This is a genomic window from Stenotrophomonas sp. GL_101 (assembly GCF_057835675.1).
The window spans coordinates 2,076,692-2,094,629 of sequence record NZ_CM174432.1 but is presented as its reverse complement, the minus strand read 5'-3'; the positions used below and the strand labels follow the sequence as shown (position 1 = coordinate 2,094,629).

General features: G+C 67.2%; 20 protein-coding genes. 19 read left to right on the top strand and 1 reads right to left on the bottom strand.

Annotated elements, in window-relative coordinates; genetic code table 11:
• Positions 1-66: 66 nt before the first annotated feature.
• From AC3IR9_RS09380 to AC3IR9_RS09360, 5 genes are all read left to right on the top strand, one after another.
• Entirely contained in the window at positions 67-699 is a 633-nt protein-coding gene (locus AC3IR9_RS09380) for a response regulator (protein WP_489295462.1), read from the top strand.
• A gap of 264 nt (positions 700-963) precedes the next feature.
• Entirely contained in the window at positions 964-2,373 is a 1,410-nt protein-coding gene (rpoN, locus tag AC3IR9_RS09375) for an RNA polymerase factor sigma-54 (RefSeq protein ID WP_489295461.1), read from the top strand.
• Positions 2,374-2,387: 14 nt separating this feature from the next.
• A complete protein-coding gene (locus AC3IR9_RS09370; protein WP_489295460.1) occupies positions 2,388-2,765 on the top strand; it encodes a response regulator in 378 nt (125 codons plus the stop codon).
• Positions 2,762-4,258, top strand: a complete 1,497-nt coding sequence (locus AC3IR9_RS09365) for a sigma-54 dependent transcriptional regulator (protein WP_489295459.1) — start codon at positions 2,762-2,764, stop codon at positions 4,256-4,258. Before AC3IR9_RS09370 ends, AC3IR9_RS09365 begins: the two co-directional genes overlap by 4 nt.
• A 163-nt stretch (positions 4,259-4,421) precedes the next feature.
• The gene (locus AC3IR9_RS09360) at positions 4,422-4,844 is read left to right on the top strand and encodes a hypothetical protein (RefSeq protein WP_489295458.1); all 423 of its coding nucleotides are present in this window, start codon (positions 4,422-4,424) and stop codon (positions 4,842-4,844) included.
• A gap of 196 nt (positions 4,845-5,040) precedes the next feature.
• Here AC3IR9_RS09360 and AC3IR9_RS09355 read toward each other — a convergent pair whose 3' ends face one another.
• Positions 5,041-6,261, bottom strand: a complete 1,221-nt coding sequence (locus AC3IR9_RS09355) for an ISL3 family transposase (protein WP_489291085.1) — start codon at positions 6,259-6,261, stop codon at positions 5,041-5,043.
• A 429-nt stretch (positions 6,262-6,690) separates the two neighbouring features.
• On the opposite strand from AC3IR9_RS09355, the gene fliE reads away from it, so the two are divergent.
• The 14 genes from fliE to fliR all read left to right on the top strand — a co-directional run bounded on the left by fliE (position 6,691) and on the right by fliR (position 17,857).
• Positions 6,691-7,053, top strand: coding sequence for a flagellar hook-basal body complex protein FliE (gene fliE, locus AC3IR9_RS09350; RefSeq protein ID WP_489295457.1), 363 nt, complete (start codon positions 6,691-6,693; stop codon positions 7,051-7,053).
• Positions 7,054-7,065: 12 nt separating this feature from the next.
• Entirely contained in the window at positions 7,066-8,709 is a 1,644-nt protein-coding gene (gene fliF, locus AC3IR9_RS09345; RefSeq protein WP_489295456.1) for a flagellar basal-body MS-ring/collar protein FliF, read from the top strand.
• Positions 8,702-9,712, top strand: coding sequence for a flagellar motor switch protein FliG (gene fliG / locus AC3IR9_RS09340; protein ID WP_489295455.1), 1,011 nt, complete (start codon positions 8,702-8,704; stop codon positions 9,710-9,712). Before fliF ends, fliG begins: the two co-directional genes overlap by 8 nt.
• Positions 9,709-10,344 carry a FliH/SctL family protein gene (locus AC3IR9_RS09335; RefSeq protein ID WP_489295454.1) on the top strand — a complete coding sequence of 212 codons (636 nt, stop codon included), beginning with the start codon at positions 9,709-9,711 and terminating at the stop codon, positions 10,342-10,344. The genes fliG and AC3IR9_RS09335 overlap by 4 nt, the downstream gene beginning before the upstream one ends.
• Positions 10,341-11,723: a FliI/YscN family ATPase gene (locus AC3IR9_RS09330; RefSeq protein WP_489295453.1), complete on the top strand. Its 1,383-nt coding sequence runs from the start codon at positions 10,341-10,343 to the stop codon at positions 11,721-11,723. The genes AC3IR9_RS09335 and AC3IR9_RS09330 overlap by 4 nt, the downstream gene beginning before the upstream one ends.
• A 3-nt stretch (positions 11,724-11,726) precedes the next feature.
• Positions 11,727-12,185 (top strand): flagellar export protein FliJ, encoded by a 459-nt coding sequence (gene fliJ / locus AC3IR9_RS09325; protein ID WP_489295452.1) that lies wholly within the window; start codon positions 11,727-11,729, stop codon positions 12,183-12,185.
• Entirely contained in the window at positions 12,185-13,315 is a 1,131-nt protein-coding gene (locus AC3IR9_RS09320; protein ID WP_489295771.1) for a flagellar hook-length control protein FliK, read from the top strand. The genes fliJ and AC3IR9_RS09320 overlap by 1 nt, the downstream gene beginning before the upstream one ends.
• Before the next feature lie 421 nt (positions 13,316-13,736).
• A complete protein-coding gene (locus AC3IR9_RS09315; protein WP_489295451.1) occupies positions 13,737-14,252 on the top strand; it encodes a flagellar basal body-associated FliL family protein in 516 nt (171 codons plus the stop codon).
• Between the two features lie 9 nt (positions 14,253-14,261).
• Positions 14,262-15,269, top strand: coding sequence for a flagellar motor switch protein FliM (gene fliM, locus AC3IR9_RS09310; RefSeq protein ID WP_489295450.1), 1,008 nt, complete (start codon positions 14,262-14,264; stop codon positions 15,267-15,269).
• Positions 15,266-15,604, top strand: a complete 339-nt coding sequence (gene fliN / locus AC3IR9_RS09305; protein WP_489295449.1) for a flagellar motor switch protein FliN — start codon at positions 15,266-15,268, stop codon at positions 15,602-15,604. Before fliM ends, fliN begins: the two co-directional genes overlap by 4 nt.
• Positions 15,601-16,002 carry a flagellar biosynthetic protein FliO gene (gene fliO / locus AC3IR9_RS09300; RefSeq protein ID WP_489295448.1) on the top strand — a complete coding sequence of 134 codons (402 nt, stop codon included), beginning with the start codon at positions 15,601-15,603 and terminating at the stop codon, positions 16,000-16,002. Before fliN ends, fliO begins: the two co-directional genes overlap by 4 nt.
• Positions 16,003-16,004: 2 nt before the next feature.
• A complete protein-coding gene (gene fliP, locus AC3IR9_RS09295; protein ID WP_489295447.1) occupies positions 16,005-16,787 on the top strand; it encodes a flagellar type III secretion system pore protein FliP in 783 nt (260 codons plus the stop codon).
• Between the two features lie 4 nt (positions 16,788-16,791).
• On the top strand, positions 16,792-17,061 hold the full coding sequence (locus AC3IR9_RS09290) for a flagellar biosynthetic protein FliQ (RefSeq protein WP_038688486.1): 270 nt from the start codon (positions 16,792-16,794) through the stop codon (positions 17,059-17,061).
• A gap of 4 nt (positions 17,062-17,065) precedes the next feature.
• A complete protein-coding gene (gene fliR / locus AC3IR9_RS09285; RefSeq protein ID WP_489295446.1) occupies positions 17,066-17,857 on the top strand; it encodes a flagellar biosynthetic protein FliR in 792 nt (263 codons plus the stop codon).
• Positions 17,858-17,938: the final 81 nt, after the last annotated feature.

The window sequence follows — 17,938 nt, the reverse complement described above, 5'->3', positions numbered from 1 at the left end:
ATTCGGCTTGGCGGTAGCGCGCCACTCCGTTAAGGTGGCGCCTTCCCCTTCACATCTTTCCTGCCTGTGCGCGTTCTCATCGTCGACGATCACACCCTGGTCCGCGCCGGCCTCAGTCGCCTGCTCCAGGGCTTTGCCGACGTGGAAGTGGCCGCCGAGGCCAGCAACGCCGAACAGGCGCTGCAGCTGGCGCTCCAGCACAGCCCGGATGTGATCCTGATGGACCTGTCGCTGCCCGGTCGCACCGGCCTGGAAGCGCTGACCGACATCCTGCTGCGTGCACCGGGCACCCGCGTGGTGATGATGACCATGCACGACGATGCGGTGCACGTGCGCGATGCACTGGACCGAGGCGCGGTCGGCTTCGTGGTCAAGGATGCCGCCCCGCAGGAACTGGAACTGGCCCTGCGCGCGGCGCATGCCGGCCAGGTGTTCCTGAGCCCGCAGATCTCGGCCAAGATGCTGGCACCGATGCTGGGCAAGGAAAAACCCGTCGGCGTGGCTGCCCTGTCCCCGCGCCAGCGCGAAATCCTGCGCCAGATCGGCCGCGGCGAAAGCAACAAGGAAATCGCCGCCGACCTGGGCATCAGCGTCAAGACGGTGGAAACCCACCGCGCGCGGATGATGGAGTCGCTCGGCTGCCGCCGCGCCAACGACCTGCTGCTGCTGGCGGCGCGCCACCAGCACGAGCTGGAGTAACCGGCGACGGTTCCCCGACACCCTGAAGCCTTCAGGCAATGCGCTGTCAGGATTTTGAACGCCCCGCCGCCACGGCAGCCCCGGAAACACAGGGACTTGGCGGCCAGAAGCGTCAAAATTCCGAATCGATGTAGGGATTTTCCTGACGAGGTGTCAGGAAATTAACGACCCCGCTCAGGAACCCCCTGATTTCCGTCTCGGGTAATCAGAAGCAAGATGTGTTCCAGATCGCACCGGGGAGTCGGTGTCGACGGGGAAATCGCAATGAAGCCGACGATGTCGACCCAGCTGGGTCAACAGCTACACCTCACGCCACAATTGCTGCAGTCGATCCGGCTGCTGCAACTGGACGGCATGCAGCTGGAACTGGAAATCCGCCGCGCACTGGATACCAATCCGCTGCTCGAAATCGACGAGGCCCCCGACGCACCCGCCGACGAGACCGGCGATACCACCACCGTCCAGGAAGTGGCCGCCTTCGACGAGCTGCCCGAAAGCGCCATGTGGGACGTGCCCGGCGCCAGCTGGCAGGACGGCGACGACGACCGCATGCAGCGCATCGCCGCTGACGAATCCAGTGACCCGCAGCTGCGTGCCCTGCAGCGCCTGGCGTTGGAGATGGATGCCCGTGCACTGGGCGTGGCCAGCTTCTGGCTGGAGCATTGCGATGATGCCGGCTACCTGGATGCACCGCTGGCACAACTGCAGCTGCTGGCCAGTGCGCGCTGCGACGTGGATGCCAGCGGAGTAGAGGCGGTACGCCAGCAGATCCTGCATGGCGACCCCGCCGGCCTGGCCGCACAGGACCTGCACGAATGCCTGAGCGTGCAGCTGCGCGCCCTGCCCGGCCGCGTGCCGGCCCGCCACCTGGCCCAGCGCGTGCTCGACCACGACCTGGCCGCGCTGGCCATGCATGATTACCCCGCACTGGCGAGCCAGCTCGACGCCGAGGTGGCCGACATCCACGAAGCCGTGCGGCTGATCCTGTCGCTGCAGCCCAGGCCGGGCGACAGCCTGCGCCCGCATGACAACGGCGTGGTCATTCCCGACGTGATCGCCTGGCATGCGGACCACCAGTGGCGGGTGGCGCTGAACCCGGCCACCAGCCGCCGCCTGAGCATCAACCCCGGCTACGAAAGTGCCCTGGCCGACGCCGGCGAGTCCGCCCAGCCGCTGCGCGACATGCTGCAGGAAGCCCGCTGGCTGACGCGTGGCCTGTCCATGCGCTATGACACGCTGCTGCGCACCACCCGGGTGATCATCGAACGCCAGGCCGGGTTCCTGACCCGGGGCGAAGAAGCGATGGCCCCGCTCACCCTGAAGGAAGTGGCCGACGCGATCGGCATGCACGAGTCCACCGTCTCGCGCATCACCACCGGCAAGTACCTGCAGACCCCACGCGGCACCCTGGAGCTGAAGCACTTCTTCGCAGTCCGGCTGGAAGGCGCCAGCGTCTCCGGCCAGGCGGTCAAGGCCATGGTCCGCCGCCTGATCGACGCCGAGCCGGCTGGCCGGCCGCTGGCCGATGAAGCCATCGCCGGGCTGCTGTCGCGCCAGGGCGTCAACATTGCCCGCCGTACCGTTGCAAAATACCGTGAACAACTGGACATCGCCCCGGCCCGCGAACGCCGCCGCGGCAATGCCCGCACCCCGCTATTGGCCCGGGTGGGCTGAAGGAAATGGAAGACATGAACAAGCTCACCGTCCTGCTGGTCGATGACCACGAAGGTTTCATCAACGCCGCCATGCGCCACTTCCGCAAGGTCGACTGGCTGGACGTGATCGGCAGCGCCGCCAACGGCCTGGAAGCCATCGAGCGCTCCGAAGCGCTGCGCCCGCAGGTGGTGTTGATGGACCTGGCCATGCCGGAAATGGGCGGGCTGCAGGCCACGCGCCTGATCAAGTCGCAGGACGACGCACCGTACATCGTCATCGCCAGCCACTTCGATGACGTCGAACATCGGGAACACGCGCTGCGCGCCGGCGCCGACAACTTCGTCAGCAAGCTGTCCTACATCCAGGAAGTCATGCCGATCCTGGAAGGCCTGAAGGGGAATGGATCATGAGTGAGTCGCGCATCCTGGTACTGGACAACGACGCCGTGCGTGCCGAGCGCACCGTCGCCCTGCTCGAATTCATGGACTTCAACCCGCGCTGGGTAGCCGATGCGGCCGACCTGGACATCAGCCGCCACCGCTCCAACGACTGGATGGCGGTCATCATCGGCAGCCTCGACCCGGGCGCGCGCAGTGAGGCGCTGTTTGCCTGGGCCGGCAAGGGTTCGCTGCCGCCACCGGTGATGCTGATCGACGGCGATGCCAGCGCTTTCGCCCGGCTGCATGGCCTGCACGAAGCCAATGTATGGCCGCTGGAAGCACCGCTCCGGCATGCCCAGATGGAAGCGTTGCTGCGCCGCGCCAGCCTCAAGCGCCTGGATGCCGAGCACCAGGCCGGTGCCGAGCAGGAACAGGGCCCCACCGGCGATGGCGCTGCGGTCAGTGCGCTGCGCCTGATGATCGACCAGGTGGCCGCGTTCGACACCACCGTGTTGGTGCTGGGCGAATCGGGCACGGGCAAGGAAGTGGTATCGCGCTCGATCCACCAGCGCTCGCCGCGACGGGATGGTCCGTTCGTGGCGATCAACTGCGGCGCGATCCCGGCCGACCTGCTCGAAAGCGAACTGTTCGGTCACGAAAAGGGCGCCTTCACCGGCGCACTCAGTGCCCGCAAGGGCCGCTTTGAGATGGCCGAAGGCGGCACCCTGCTGCTCGACGAAATCGGCGACATGAGCCTGCCCATGCAGGTCAAGCTGCTGCGCGTGCTGCAGGAGCGCAGCTTCGAGCGCGTCGGTGGCAACCAGACCATCCGCTGCAACGTCCGCGTCATCGCCGCGACCCATCGCGACCTGGAATCGCGGATTGCCGACGGCAAGTTCCGCGAGGACCTGTTCTACCGCCTCAACGTGTTCCCCATTGACGTGCCGGCATTGCGCGAGCGCAGCGAAGACCTGCCCGCGCTGGTGGTCACCATTGCCGACCAGCTGGCCCGCACCGGCCGCGGTGAAGTGCGCTTCAGTGGCGAAGCGCTGCAGGCCCTGGCCACTTACGAGTGGCCCGGCAACGTGCGTGAACTGACCAACCTGGTCGAACGCCTGGCGGTGCTGCATCCCGGTGGCAACGTCCGCGTGCAGGACCTGCCGGCCCGCTATCGCGGCGACTTCGCGGTCGTGGCGCCTGCCGCGGTGGCGATGCCGGCCGCACCGGCCGACGAGCGTCTTGACCTGCGCAGTTTCTCCTTTCACACCCCCACCCCGGGCAGCAGCCCGGCGCTGGAAAACGGCATCGGTCCGGTCACCCGCGCGCCGGCCCTGCCCGATGCCGGCCTGGACTTGCGCAACCACATGGCCAGCATCGAATTGAACCTGATCAACGAAGCGCTCGAACGCACCCAGGGCGTGGTGGCCCATGCCGCCCAGCTGCTCGGACTGCGCCGCACCACGCTGGTGGAAAAGCTGCGCAAGTACGGTATCGAACGCGAACATGCGGAACTGGCCGGGTAAGGCCGCCCCGCCATCCCCCGTAGTGCCGGGCTCTGCCCGGCAGCCTCTGCCCGGCCCGGCAACCCCCAACGCGGACAATCCACCGCGACAATTTGCATCGTTTCCTACAGACACGCGCGCAGCGCTGACTAGCATCAAACGCACTTCCCACCCGAGGTGTCCGATGCGCCTGCTCCCCGTGCTGCTCAGCCTTGCCCTGCTTCCCCCTGCCGCCATTGCCGCGCCGGCCTGCAGGCTGCCCGCGTCGTTGGACGCGCGCCAGTTCACCAATCTCAGCGACCCGCACTACCACCCCGGCAATCCCAATGCCGGGCGGATGGTGGCGGTGCGTTTCGCGGCCGATCACTACCTGCTGGACATCCTGGGCACTGCGATCAGCGTGCAGGGCAGCTACCACTACCAGCGCCACGCCCCGCACCTCGCTGAAATCCAGATGCGCGAGGCATATCCCGGTGGTACTACGGCCTACACCCTGCTGCTCACCTGCCTGACCGACACCGAAGGCATGTTCGTCTACACCCAGCACGACGGCCCGATCGCCCCGACCCGCCGTCAGAACGCCGGCCGTTGGACGCTGAAACCCTAGAAGGTAGGTCACCACCGTTGGTGGTGACGCTTCTCCCTCCATCGCCCTACGCTGCGTCCTGGTTCCTGGCGGGTGGTAGCTACGGTGTCTTCGCTCAACCATTCCGCGAGCGTCCGGGCCCCTTGGCGGCCGGCAGGCCCTTGTGCAAATGTCCCCCGGCCGACGCCTGCGGCGGCGTCCTCCTCCTTTATTTGGTTCATCGCGGAATACCGGGGAACGCTGCACGGATTTTCAGGAAGAAGTACTCCTGATCCCGATAGCCGTAGGCCCGGCGTTTGATGACCTTGATGGTGTTGTTGATGCCTTCGACGATGCTGGTATTGAGGCGGTGTCGGCAACGCGACACGATCCCATGCAGATAGGCTTTGAGCCGTTGTGCAAACAGCGCCAAGGCGGCGATTCCGCTGCGCTGGGCCTGCTCCAGCCACTGGTTCCAAGCCTTCCTGGCCCATCCGGGATGGCGGTAAAACCACAGTCGCTTGAGCTCATCACGCATCAGATAGGTGGTGAGGAGCGGTTGATTTGCTTCCAGCAGCTCATCCAGCCGCACCGTCTGATGCCGGTCCAGGTTGCTGCGATTGCGCAGTAGCAGCCATCGGCTGGATTTGATGACACGGCGCGCAGGCTTGTCGTGCCGGAGCTTGTTGGCCTGGTCCACGCGAACCCGGTCGATCACTTCGCGACCGTACTTGGCCACCACATGGAACAAGTCGAAGACGATCTCGGCATTGGGACAGTTGGCCCGGATCTCCACTTCATAGGCCGTCGTCATGTCGATCGCCACGGCGCGCAATTGCTCGGAAACGCCCGGGGGAAGCTGCTCAAAAAAGGCACGCGCCGTATCGCGGGAGCGCCCGTTGCCCAGCCAAAGTACCTGGCGACTGATCGGATCCACCACGACCGTTGCATAGCGGTGACCCTTGTGCAGCGCAAATTCGTCCATCGCCAGGTAGTGGATCTGGCTCCAGTCCGGGGCTTGGACAGACTCACGCAACAAGGCTTTATCCAGTGCCTTGACCGTATGCCAGCCCAACTGGAAAAAGCGTGCCACGGCCAGGATATTGCTGGATACCAGCAACTGGCTGACCGCTTCGGCCAGCCGGTCAGTGACCCGCTGGTAGCGGCCAAGCCAGCTCAACTTCTCCAGGCGCGGCCCAGCGCACTGGGGGCACCAGACGCGCCGTCGCGGCACCACCAGCGCAACGCGCAATGCCATCAGGGGCAGATCGCGTACCCGGCGCACCGTCGTCTCGTGCACTTGCCGGCATCGGCTCCCGCAGTGCTCGCAATGCATCGTGCGGGCCGTGGGTTTGAGGTAGATAGTGACGGTCCGGCTGTCGCCTTCCGGCCAGGCGATCCGCTCCACCCGGTAGCCTTCCCAGCCACCCAGCCTCTCAATCGTCTTCCGATCCAGCATGACCTGACCCCTGAGGCCCTGATTTCAGGCTTCAAGGGTAACGGGAGCCGGCAAAAGCTCCACGCTATTCCGCGATGAACCCTTTATTTTGCCAAGGGCCTGCCGGCCGCCAAGGGGCTCGGCTTGCGGTACCCGGTAGGTCACCACCGTTGGTGGTGACGTTGATCCTGCCATCGTCCGACGCTGCGCTGCAGAACCAGACATGTCCGCGCTGCGCCAGTTTTCCGTCGCCCGCCCGCCCGTATCCGCAGCGCGTCAAAACGCCGCAGCGATATTCCGTCGCGCGCTCCCGGCCCGCGCGGCGACGTGCGCCGCCGCGTGAACCGGCAAGCCCCTGTGCCATCGACAACACTGAACCACTCAGCCGTTTCGGCACGGCGCTTGCAACGTATTCACCCGAAACCCCCTCCCAGCTTCGGAACGTTCCAGATGTCCCATTCCGTCACCTCTGTCCTTTCCCAGATCCGCTCGTTCCAGACCCAGATCGGGCAGCCTGCTGTCAGCCCGCTGTTGGAAGCGCCGAAGAGCACTGCCATCCAGGGCCTGGTGTCCCCTGCCGAAGTGCAGGGCCCCAGCTTCACCGACACCCTGCGCAGCGCCATCGCCGGCGTCAACCAGGCGCAGCAGAAATCCGGCGCGTTGGCCAAAGCCTTCGAGCTCGGTGAACCCGGTGCCGACCTGGCCAAAGTCATGGTCGCCTCGCAGCAGTCCCAGATCGCCTTCCGCGCCACCGTGGAAGTCCGCAACCGTCTCGTCCAGGCTTACCAGGACGTGATGAACATGCCGCTGTAAGGATAGAAACGCATGGCCCTGTCGCTCTCCAAAGAATCCCTGAACGCCGAAAAGGCGGGCCAGTGGTTCGACCGGCTGCAAAGCCTGCAGATCACCCGTCGGCTCGGACTGATGGCGATGATCGCCGTGGCCGTCGCGGCAGGCCTGTTCGTGTTCTTCTGGTCGCAGAAACCCGGCATGGTCCCGCTGTATACCGGCCTGGACCAGAAGGCCACCGCCGAAGCCACGGACCTGCTGCGCACCGCGCAGATTCCCTTTGAACTGGACCCGGCCACCGGCGGCATCACCGTGCCGGAGAAGAACCTGCACGACGCCCGCCTCAAGCTTGCCGGCTCGGGCCTCACCGACAGCGGCCGGCTCGGCTTTGAACTGATGGAGCGCGACCCCGGCTTTGGCGTCAGCCAGTTCATGGAGAACGCGCGCTACCAGCACTCGCTGGAAACCGAACTGTCGCGCACCATCAACACCCTGCGCCCGGTGCGCGATTCGCGCGTGCACCTGGCCATTCCCAAGCCCAGCGCCTTCACCCGCCAGCGCGACGTCGCCAGCGCCTCGGTGGTGCTGGAACTGCGTGGCGGCCAGCAGCTTGAACGCGGCCAGATCGATGCCATCGTGCATATGGTCGCCGCCAGCATCCCTGACCTTGCCCCCGAGCGTGTCACCGTTGTCGACCAGAGCGGGCGCATGCTCAGCGTGTCCGACCCGAACAGCGAAGCGGCGATGAATGCCGCGCAGTTTGAACAGGTGCGCCGCCAGGAAACCTCGTTCAACCAACGCATCCGCGAACTGCTCGAACCGATGACCGGCCCGGGCCGCGTCAATCCCGAAACCAGCGTGGACATGGACTTCTCGGTCGTCGAAGAAGCCCGCGAGCTGTACAACGGCGAGCCGCAGAAACTGCGCAGCGAGCAGATGAGCGAAAACAGCAGCAGCGTGCCCGGCCCCCAGGGCGTGCCCGGTGCCGCCAGCAACACCCCGCCGGGCCCGGCCGCCGCCCCCGCTACCGCGCAGGCACCGACCGAATCGTCCAAGAATGCCACCCGCAACTACGAGCTGGACCGCACCCTGCAGCACACCCGCCAGCCGGCCGGCCGCATCAAGCGGGTCTCGGTGGCGGTGCTGGTAGACAACGTGCCGCGCGCCGGCGCCAACGGCAAGACCACCGAACAAGCGCTCTCGGCCGCCGAACTGACCCGCGTTGAAGCGCTGATCAAACAGGCCGTCGGCTTCGATGCCGAACGTGGCGACACCGTGTCGGTGATGAACGCCCCGTTCGTGCGCGAAGTCACCCCGGTGGAAGGCCCCAAGTGGTGGGAACTGCCGCAGGTGCAGGACGGCCTGAGGCTGCTGCTCGGTGCGATCGTGGTGCTGGCCCTGGTGTTCGGCGTGCTGCGCCCGGCGCTGCGCTCGATCACCGGCCAGAACCGGAAAGGCCGCGATGACGCCCTCGAACCGCACAGTGCCGACGTGCAGCTGGTGGACGATGGCGAGGGCCTGCCGGTACTGGGCAGCGAACGCATCGGGGCTGCCGCACATGAACAACTGGCATTGCCGGTGGACTCCTACGAGGAACGACTGCGCATGGCGCGTGAAGCTGTAAAGACCGATTCCAAGCGCGTGGCCCAGGTGGTCAAGGGCTGGGTGGCCAATGATTGACACCACCCACGCGCCACTCACCGGCGTGCAGCGCGCCGCCGTGCTGCTGCTCTCGCTGGGCGAACTGGACGCGGCCGAAGTGCTGCGCCACATGGAACCCAAGGAAGTGCAGAAGATCGGCATCGCCATGGCTACCATGACCGACATCACCCGCGAGCAGGTCGAGCGGGTCATGGACCAGTTCGGCGTCGAGCTGGGCTCCAAGACCTCGCTGGGCGTGGGTTCGGACGACTACATCCGCAACATGCTGGTGCAGGCGCTGGGCACCGAAAAGGCCGGCAGCCTGATCGACCGCATCCTGCTGGGCCGCAACACCACCGGCCTGGACGCGCTGAAGTGGATGGACCCGCGCGCGGTGGCCGACCTGGTCCGCAACGAGCACCCGCAGATCATCGCGATCGTCATGGCCCATCTGGAAACCGACCAGGCCGCCGAAGCGCTCAAGCTGCTGCCTGATCGCACCCGCGTCGACGTGCTGCTGCGCATCGCCACGCTGGACGGCATTCCGCCGAACGCACTGAACGAGCTCAACGAAATCATGGAGCGCCAGTTCGCCGGCAACCAGAACCTGAAGTCGTCCAACATCGGCGGCGTGCAGTGCGCGGCCAACATCCTCAACTTCATGGACAGCGGCCAGGACCAGGCCATCCTGGGCGAGATCGCGCGCATCGATGCGCCGTTGAGCGGCCGCATCCAGGACCTGATGTTCGTGTTCGACGACCTGGTCGACCTGGACGACCGCGAACTGCAGCTGGTGCTGCGTGAAGTCAGTGGCGAACGCCTCGGCCTGGCCCTGCGCGGCGCGGACATCAAGGTGCGCGACAAGATCACCCGCAACATGTCCCAGCGTGCCGCCGAAATCCTGCTGGAAGACATGGAAGCCCGTGGCCCGGTGCGCCTGTCCGACGTGGAAGTGGCGCAGCGCGAAATCCTCGCCATCGTCAAGCGCATGGCCGATGAAGGCACCGTCACCATTGGCGGCAACGCGGAGGCGATGCTGTGAACAACGCCGTGCGCTGGCTTGCCCCGGACCTGCTGGCGGTGCCCGAACCGCTGCCCGAAGACCCCTTTGAACTCACCGAAGCCGACCTGGAACACGAACCGGAGCCGGTGCTGCAACCGCCGACCCTGGAGGAGATCCAGCAGATCCAGGATGACGCCGAGAAGGAAGGTTTCGAGCGTGGCCATGCCGACGGACACGCCCAGGGCCAGGCCGAAGTCCGCCGCCTGATCGCGCAGATCGAAGGCATCCTGGACAATTTCAGCCGGCCGCTGGTGCGGCTGGAGAACGAAGTGGTGGCCGCGCTCGGCGAACTGGCGGTACGTATCGCCGGCACCCTGGTCGGCCGTGCCTACCAGGCCGACCCGGCCTTGCTGGCGCAGTTGCTGGATGAGGCGGTGGATGCCGTGGGCGGTGCCAACCGCGAAGTCGAAGTGCGCCTGCATCCGGACGACATCGCCGCGCTGACGCCACTGCTGCAGCTCTCGCCGAACCAGCGCCTGAGCGCCGACCTCAGCCTGAGCCGCGGCGACCTGCGCGTACACGCCGAAACCGTGCGCATCGACGGCAGCCTGGAAGCGCGCCTGCGCGGTGCGCTGGACGCGGTACTGCGCAGGTCCGGAGCCACCCCATGACCACCGAGACCGTCCCACTTCCCGCCGCCGACTGGGCCGCCGCGCGCAACCTGCGCCTGGCCGCGCGCCTGGACGGCATCCAGCCCGATGGCGCGCATGGCCGTGGCCTGATCCGCGAAGGCGTGCTGCGCCGCGCGGTCGGGCTGACCCTGGAAGCGGTCGGTTGCGAATCGCCGATGGGCGCCAGCTGCAAGGTGGAAGTGGCCGATGGCGGCTGGGTGGATGCCGAAGTGGTCGGCTTTGCCGGTGAACGCACCTACCTGATGCCCAGCGCCGAACTGCATGGCCTGCTGCCCAATGCGCGGGTCATTCCCGTGCTCGGGCGCGGCGGCGTGGAAGTGGGCGAAGGCCTGCTCGGCCGGGTCATCGACAGCGATGGCATACCCCTGGATGGCAAGGGCCCGATCCGCGCCGAAGACACGGTCGGCATGGCCGGCGTGTCGATCAACCCGCTCGCCCGCGAGCCGATCACCCAACCGCTGGATGTGGGCGTACGCGCGATCAACGCGCTGCTGCCGATCGGCCGTGGCCAGCGCGTGGGCCTGTTCGCCGGCTCGGGCGTGGGCAAATCCACGCTGCTGGGCATGATGACCCGCTACACCGCTGCCGATGTGATCGTGGTCGGCCTGATCGGTGAACGTGGCCGCGAAGTGCGCGATTTCGTTGAAAGCACGCTGGGCGAGGAAGGCCTGCGCCGCGCGGTGGTGGTGGCCTGCCCGGCCGACCGCCCGCCGCTGGCGCGCCTGCACGGTGCCTACCGCGCTACCGCCATTGCCGAGTGGTTCCGCGACCAGGGCCTGAATGTCCTGCTGCTGATGGACTCACTGACCCGCTTTGCCCAGGCCCAGCGCGAGATCGGCCTGTCGGTGGGCGAGCCGCCCACCACCCGCGGCTACCCGCCGTCGGTGTTCGCCAAGCTGCCGGCGCTGGTGGAACGCGCCGGCAACGGCACCAAGGGCCGAGGCTCGATCACCGCGTTCTACACCGTACTCACCGAAGGCGACGATCCCCAGGACCCCATCGCCGATGCCGCCCGCGCCATTCTCGATGGCCACATCCTGCTCTCGCGCCGGGTGGCCGACAGCGGCCTGTACCCGGCCATCGACGTCGAATCCTCGGTCAGCCGCGTGGTCACTGAAATCGCCGACGAACCGTGGCGCCTGCGTATCCGCAAGCTCAAGCGACTGGTCTCGGCGTACTCGGCCAACCGCGACCTGATCGCCATCGGCGCGTATCAGCGCGGCAATGACCCGGCCACCGACGAAGCGCTGGAACGCTGGTCGGACATCGTTGAATTCCTCGGCCAGGACGTCGGCAAGGCCGCCGACCTGCCGCACAGCCAGGCCGCGCTCAAGCGCCTGGTGGAACCAGAGAGCTAAGCCATGACCCAATCCAAGCGCATCGACCCCCTGCTCAAGCGGGCCCAGGACCACGAAGACGAGGTGGCACGCGACCTGGCCGAACGCCAGCGCACGCTCGACACCCACCTGTCGCGGCTGGACGAACTGCGCCGCTACGCCGACGAGTACGCCAACGCACAGATGGCCGCCACCAGCCCGGCCCAGCTGCTCAATCGACGCGCCTTCCTGGACCGGTTGGACAGCGCCGTGGCCCAGCAGTGCCAGACCGTGGACAGCAACCGCGAAAAGGTCGAAGCCGAACGCGCGCGCCTGATCCTGGCCAGCCGCGACAAGGCCGTGCTGGAGCAACTGGCCGCCAGCTACCGCGCACAGGAGAAAGTGGTGACCGACCGCCGCGACCAACGTGACATGGATGACATCGGCGCGCGTCGCAGCCGTCAGGCGCGGCGCGAAGATGCCGACACCGGGGGCACCGCGTGATGCCCCCCGCATTGCCGGGCAGCAGTGCTGCCAGCACCAGCAAGAACACCGGCGGCACCGCGCGCACCGACACACCCGGCAGCAGTCGCCAGGACTTTGACGCCCTGCTCAAAGGCGACACCGCACCTGCCGTCAAAGTCCCCGCACGGCCGGCTGGCAAGGCGGGCGCGACCGACGCCGCTGCCAAATCCGGTACCGGTACCGTTCCAGACCCGGGCGCCGCCGCCGATTCTGCCAAGCGCCCCGCCTCCGATGAAGCTGTCGACGCCGGCACTGGCACCGCCGCGGGCAGCACCCCGCCCGCGGCAACGGACGCCGCCGACACCGGCGACGACAACGACAGCGCGCCGTGGCCTCCACTCGGCCTGGCCGGGTTGGCCTTGGCCGGGGTGCCACTCCTCCCCCCCGCCGCGACGCCGGTGGTGACCGCCCCGCTGGCCAGCGCCGATCCGTTGCTGGCCCCGGCCACGGCATCGCCGACCGCGCCGCTGGCAGCGCCGGCCACCGCTGCCAGCGCCGAACCGGCTGGCGCCATCGCGCTGCCGGCCGATGTGCCGGTGGCCGACGACGCACCGATGCTCAAGCTGGTCACCGATGCCCTGGCCAACACCGACGGCGGCGACGCTCCGGCCACGCCGCTGCTGCATGCGCTGCACGCCGCTGCCGAGCTCAAAAGCGCCGCGGTGACTGCCGCGTTCACCGGCAGCCCAACGGCCACCCCGGACGTGGGCGCCGAGGACTTCGGCGATGCCATGAGCGCGCGTATCGGCTGGCTGGCCGACCAGAAGATCGGCCACGCGGTGATCCGGGTGACCCCGCATGACCTGGGCCAGATCGAGGTGCGCCTGCAGATCGACGGCGACAAGGTGCACGCCAGCTTCAGCAGCGCCCACGCCGAGGTGCGCCACGCGCTGGAAGCAAACATGCCGCGCCTGCGTGACATGCTCGGCGAACAGGGCTTCCAGCTCGGCAACGCCGATGTCGGCCAGCAGCACACCGCGCAGGACGGCAAGGCCGGCAGCGGCCAGGCCGGCCACGCAGGCGGCGACGGCGAACCGGCGCTGAGCGAGATCACCCTATCGCCCGCGCAGCTGATGCGCCAGCGCGGGCTGGTGGATACGTACGCGTAAGCGTCACCACCAACGGTGGTGACCTACCTTCTCCGGCGTCACCACCAACGGTGGTGACCTACCCCGCAGGGGCGTGCATGGACCGCTGGCGGCCAGTAGATCCACACCACGCATGGATACCGCATTTACCCACCACAAGCCGCGCCCCTTGGCGGCCGGCAGGTCCTTGGCAAAATAAAGGAGGAGGTCGTCGCCGCAGGCGTCGGCCGGGGGACATTTGCACAAGGGCCTGCCGGCCGCCAAGGGGCCCCGGACGCGCGCGTCGCACCCAATCGAAGACGCACCTGCCAGCTGCCGTCGCCCGTTGAATGGCCCGCGTGCGCGCCGCACCCGCCCGTCAAATTTCCGGCAACCGACGCGGACACCATTCAGGCACGGCCTTTGCATGTAGCCAGGAAGCAATCCAATGGAGCTTCCCCACGTGGCCGCAGCCGCTGACAAAACCAAGAAATCCGCCGACAAGGACAAGGCCGCCAAACCGCGTAGTCCGTTGTTGATCACTGCCCTGGTGGCGGTGCTGGCCGCCGGCCTTGCCGGCGGGGGCGCGTGGTACTTCGCCCAGTCCCAGTACCAGAAGGCCCCGGCCAAGCCCACCGCCAGCAAGGCCGTACCGGCCCCGGCGCAGTACTTCGGGCTGGAGCCGCCGTTCGTGGTCAACCTCAACGGCAGCTTCGACGGCCCGCGCTACCTGCAGGTCGAAGTGCAGCTGATGACCCGCGACCCGGCCGCGATGGAAGCGATCAAGCTGCATGCCCCGGCCATCCGCGCCAAGCTGCTGATGCTGTTCTCGCAGGTCGAGCCGACCCAGATCGCCGACCGCGCCGGCAAGGAACGCCTGCAGGCCGACTCGCTGGCCGAAGTGCAGAAGCTGCTGAAGGCCGAGACCGGCAAGAACAGTGCCGACGAACTGCTGTTCACCAGCTTCGTCACCCAGTAAGGGCATGCCATGAATGACCTGCTTTCCCAGGATGAGATCGATGCACTGCTGCATGGCGTGGATTCCGGTGCGGTCGAAACCGAGGACGATGCTGCCAGCCCCGGCGAAGCCCGCAGCTACGACTTTGCCAGCCAGGACCGCATCATCCGCGGGCGCATGCCGACCCTGGAGATGGTCAACGAGCGCTTCGCGCGCCTGTGGCGGATCGGCCTGTTCAACCTGATCCGGCGTTCGGCCGAGCTGTCGGTGCGCGGCATCGAGCTAATCAAGTTCAACGATTACATGCACTCGCTGTACGTGCCCACCAACCTCAACCTGATCCGCTTCAAGCCGTTGCGCGGCACCGGGCTGATCGTGTTCGAACCGACCTTGGTGTTCGCCATCGTCGACAACTTCTTCGGTGGCGATGGGCGCTACCCCACCCGCATCGAGGGCCGCGAGTTCACCGCCACGGAAATGCGCGTGATCCACCTGCTGCTCAAGCAGACCTTCGCCGACCTCCAGGAAGCCTGGGCGCCGGTGATGGACGTGGAGCTGGAGTACATCAATTCCGAGATCAACCCGCACTTTGCCAACATCGTGACGCCACGCGAATACGTGGTGGTGTGCAGGCTGCATGTCGAACTGGACGGCGGCGGCGGCGACATCCACGTCACCCTGCCCTACTCGATGCTCGAACCGATCCGCGAACTGCTCGATGCCGGCATCCAGAGCGATCGCAACGACCGCGACGCCAGCTGGGGCGTGATGCTGCGCGAGCAGCTCAACATCGCCGAAGTCACCCTGACCAGCGTGCTCGCCAGCAAGCGCATGAGCCTGCGCGAGCTGACCGGCCTGAAGGTCGGTGACGTGCTGCCGATCGAGCTGCCCAAGCAGGTGCCGGTGTGCGTGGAAAACGTGCCGGTGTTCACCGGCGAGTTCGGCGTCGCCAACGGCTTCAACGCGGTGAAGATCACCGCCACCCATCCCCCGGGCACCCGCCCGCGCGTTCCCGTACTGCAGGAAGACCCGCAATGAACGATATCGAATCCAACGACCCGGCACCGGCACAGTTCACCCAGCTGCAATCGGAAGAGGCCCACGGCGTGGGCGAGCTCAACCTGGACGTGATCCTGGACGTGCCGGTGACGCTGTCGCTGGAAGTGGGCCGCGCCCGCCTGCCGATCCGCAACCTGCTGCAGCTCAACCAGGGCTCGGTGGTGGAACTGGAACGCGGCGCAGGGGAATCGCTGGACGTGTTCGTCAACGGCACCCTGATCGCGCATGGCGAAGTGGTGGTCATCAACGATCGCTTCGGCGTGCGCCTGACCGACGTGGTCAGCCCCAGCGAACGGATCCGGAGACTGCGTTGATCGCATCGCTGCTCATCGCCGCCGGGACCCCGGCGACCCCGGTCGGCCAGCACGTGGCCACCGCACCGAGCATGTTCGGTGCGGTGCTGGCGCTGTTGGCGGTGCTGGCACTGATCGTCGGCCTGGGCTGGCTGCTCAAGCGCATGCCCGGCAGCGGCTTCCGTCCCGCCGAAGGCATGCGCGTGGTGGCCAGCCTCAACGTGGGGGCCAAGGAGCGCGTGGTGGTGGTGGAAGTCAACGGTGAACAGCTGCTGCTGGGCGTTACCGCTGGCGGCATCAACACCCTGCACCGCCTGCCCGAGCCGCTGCCTGCGCCCACCCCGGCGCGCCTGCCCGATTTCAAGAATCTGCCGAATTTCGCCCAGCTGCTGCAACAGCGGCTGCGCAAGGAACCCTGATCATGCGTGGCCCCCAAGTTTCCTGGACCCGTTACCTGCCGTTGCTGCTGATCCTGTTGTTGTGCGCGCTGCCGGCGCTGGCCATGGCCGCCCCCGGCCTGCCGGGTACGCCGGCGCTGCCGGACGTGAACGTCGGCAAGATCGGCGGGCAGCCGGTCAGCCTGCCGCTGCAGACCCTGCTGCTGATGACCGCGATCACCCTGATCCCGTCGATGCTGCTGGTACTGACCGCCTTCACCCGCATCATCATCGTGCTGGGCCTGCTGCGGCAGGCGCTGGGCACCGGCCAGACCCCGTCCAACCAGGTGTTGCTGGGCCTGGCCCTGTTCCTCACCGCGATGGTGATGCTGCCGGTGTGGCAGAAGGCCTGGGGCACCGGCATGGCGCCCTACCTCAATGGCGAGATCGACTTCCAGACCGCCTGGACGCTCACCACCCAGCCGCTGCGTGGCTTCATGCTGGCGCAGATCCGCGAAACCGACCTGATGACCTTCGCCGGCATGGCCGGCCACGGCACCTACGCCGGTCCCGATGCGATCCCGTTCCCGGTGCTGGTCGCCTCGTTCGTCACCAGCGAGCTGAAGACCGCCTTCGAGATCGGCTTCCTGATCTTCATTCCGTTCGTGATCATCGACCTGGTCGTGGCCAGCGTGCTGATGTCGATGGGCATGATGATGCTCTCGCCGATGCTGGTCTCGGCACCGTTCAAGATCCTGCTGTTCGTGCTGGTGGATGGCTGGGTGCTGGTGGTCGGCACCTTGGCTGCCAGCTTCAATCCGGTCTGATGCCATGACGCCCGAACTCGCCCTTACCGAACTGCGCGGCGGATTGATCGTGGTGCTGTGGGTCGCTGGACCGCTGCTGCTGACCGTGCTGATCGTCGGCGTGGTGGTCGGCGTGGTGCAGGCCGCCACCCAGCTCAACGAGCCCACCATCGCCTTCGTCGCCAAGGCCGCCGCGTTGACCGCAGTGCTGTTCGCGCTTGGCAGCCTGCTGATCGGCCAGCTGGTCGAATACACCACGCTGCTGTTCCAGCGCATTCCGCACCTGATCGGCTAGCGGCATGGACTCTGCCACCCAGATGGCTGCCGACGGCCTGCAGGCCTTCGGCATGATCGGCACGATCCTGTGGACGATGCTGCGCATCGGCGCAATGATCATGGCCATGCCGTTGATCGGTACCCGTGCGGTGCCCTCGCGGGTGCGCGTGGTACTGGCCGGCGCGCTGGCGGTGGCGCTGTCGCCGATGCTGCCGCCGGTGCCGGAATGGACCGGTTTCGATGCCACGACGGTGTTGAGCATCGCCCGCGAGCTGGCGATCGGGGTGTCGATCGGCTTCCTGCTGCGGCTGGTGTTCGAAGCCGGCGCCATGGCCGGCGAACTGGTCGCCCAGGGTACCGGCCTGGCCTTCGCGCAGATGAGCGACCCGCTGCGCGGCGGCAGTTCCGGCGTGATCGGCCAGTGGTTCTACCTGCTGTTCGGCTTGCTGTTCTTCACCAGCAATGGCCACCTGGCCTTGATCTCGCTGTTGATGGACAGCTACAAGGCCGTGCCGATCGGTGCACAGCTGCCGGATATCGATGCCTTCCTCGGCGCTGCGCCCACGTTCGCCCTGCAGGTGTTCCGCGGCGCACTCGGCCTGGCCCTGCCGCTGACCGTGGCGATGCTGGCGATCAACCTGGCCTTCGGCGTACTGGCCCGCGCTGCACCGGCATTGAATCCTATCCAGCTGGGCCTGCCGGTCGCCCTGTTGCTGGGCCTGTTCCTGCTGACCGTGCTGGCCGGCGAAATGGGCCCGCCGGTACAGCGCCTGTTCGACGCGGCCTTCCAGGCTGCCGACGGCGTGACCCGTTGAGGCTGCTGGCCGCGACAGCCGAACGCCGCTGCGTTTCGGCCCGGTCGTAGCGCTATTTCAATCACGCGCGCTTCACGCATT

Bases quoted from the DNA above. Each gene is read 5' to 3' on its own strand.
- rpoN (WP_489295461.1), top strand. From the start codon at position 964: ATGAAGCCGACGATGTCGACCCAGCTGGGTCAACAGCTACACCTCACG.
- AC3IR9_RS09370 (WP_489295460.1), top strand. From the start codon at position 2,388: ATGAACAAGCTCACCGTCCTGCTGGTCGATGACCACGAAGGTTTCATC.
- AC3IR9_RS09365 (WP_489295459.1), top strand. From the start codon at position 2,762: ATGAGTGAGTCGCGCATCCTGGTACTGGACAACGACGCCGTGCGTGCC.
- AC3IR9_RS09360 (WP_489295458.1), top strand. From the start codon at position 4,422: ATGCGCCTGCTCCCCGTGCTGCTCAGCCTTGCCCTGCTTCCCCCTGCC.
- AC3IR9_RS09355 (WP_489291085.1), bottom strand. From the start codon at position 6,261: ATGCTGGATCGGAAGACGATTGAGAGGCTGGGTGGCTGGGAAGGCTAC.
- fliE (WP_489295457.1), top strand. From the start codon at position 6,691: ATGTCCCATTCCGTCACCTCTGTCCTTTCCCAGATCCGCTCGTTCCAG.
- fliF (WP_489295456.1), top strand. From the start codon at position 7,066: ATGGCCCTGTCGCTCTCCAAAGAATCCCTGAACGCCGAAAAGGCGGGC.
- fliG (WP_489295455.1), top strand. From the start codon at position 8,702: ATGATTGACACCACCCACGCGCCACTCACCGGCGTGCAGCGCGCCGCC.
- AC3IR9_RS09330 (WP_489295453.1), top strand. From the start codon at position 10,341: ATGACCACCGAGACCGTCCCACTTCCCGCCGCCGACTGGGCCGCCGCG.
- fliJ (WP_489295452.1), top strand. From the start codon at position 11,727: ATGACCCAATCCAAGCGCATCGACCCCCTGCTCAAGCGGGCCCAGGAC.
- AC3IR9_RS09320 (WP_489295771.1), top strand. From the start codon at position 12,185: ATGCCCCCCGCATTGCCGGGCAGCAGTGCTGCCAGCACCAGCAAGAAC.
- fliM (WP_489295450.1), top strand. From the start codon at position 14,262: ATGAATGACCTGCTTTCCCAGGATGAGATCGATGCACTGCTGCATGGC.
- fliN (WP_489295449.1), top strand. From the start codon at position 15,266: ATGAACGATATCGAATCCAACGACCCGGCACCGGCACAGTTCACCCAG.
- fliP (WP_489295447.1), top strand. From the start codon at position 16,005: ATGCGTGGCCCCCAAGTTTCCTGGACCCGTTACCTGCCGTTGCTGCTG.
- AC3IR9_RS09290 (WP_038688486.1), top strand. From the start codon at position 16,792: ATGACGCCCGAACTCGCCCTTACCGAACTGCGCGGCGGATTGATCGTG.
- fliR (WP_489295446.1), top strand. From the start codon at position 17,066: ATGGACTCTGCCACCCAGATGGCTGCCGACGGCCTGCAGGCCTTCGGC.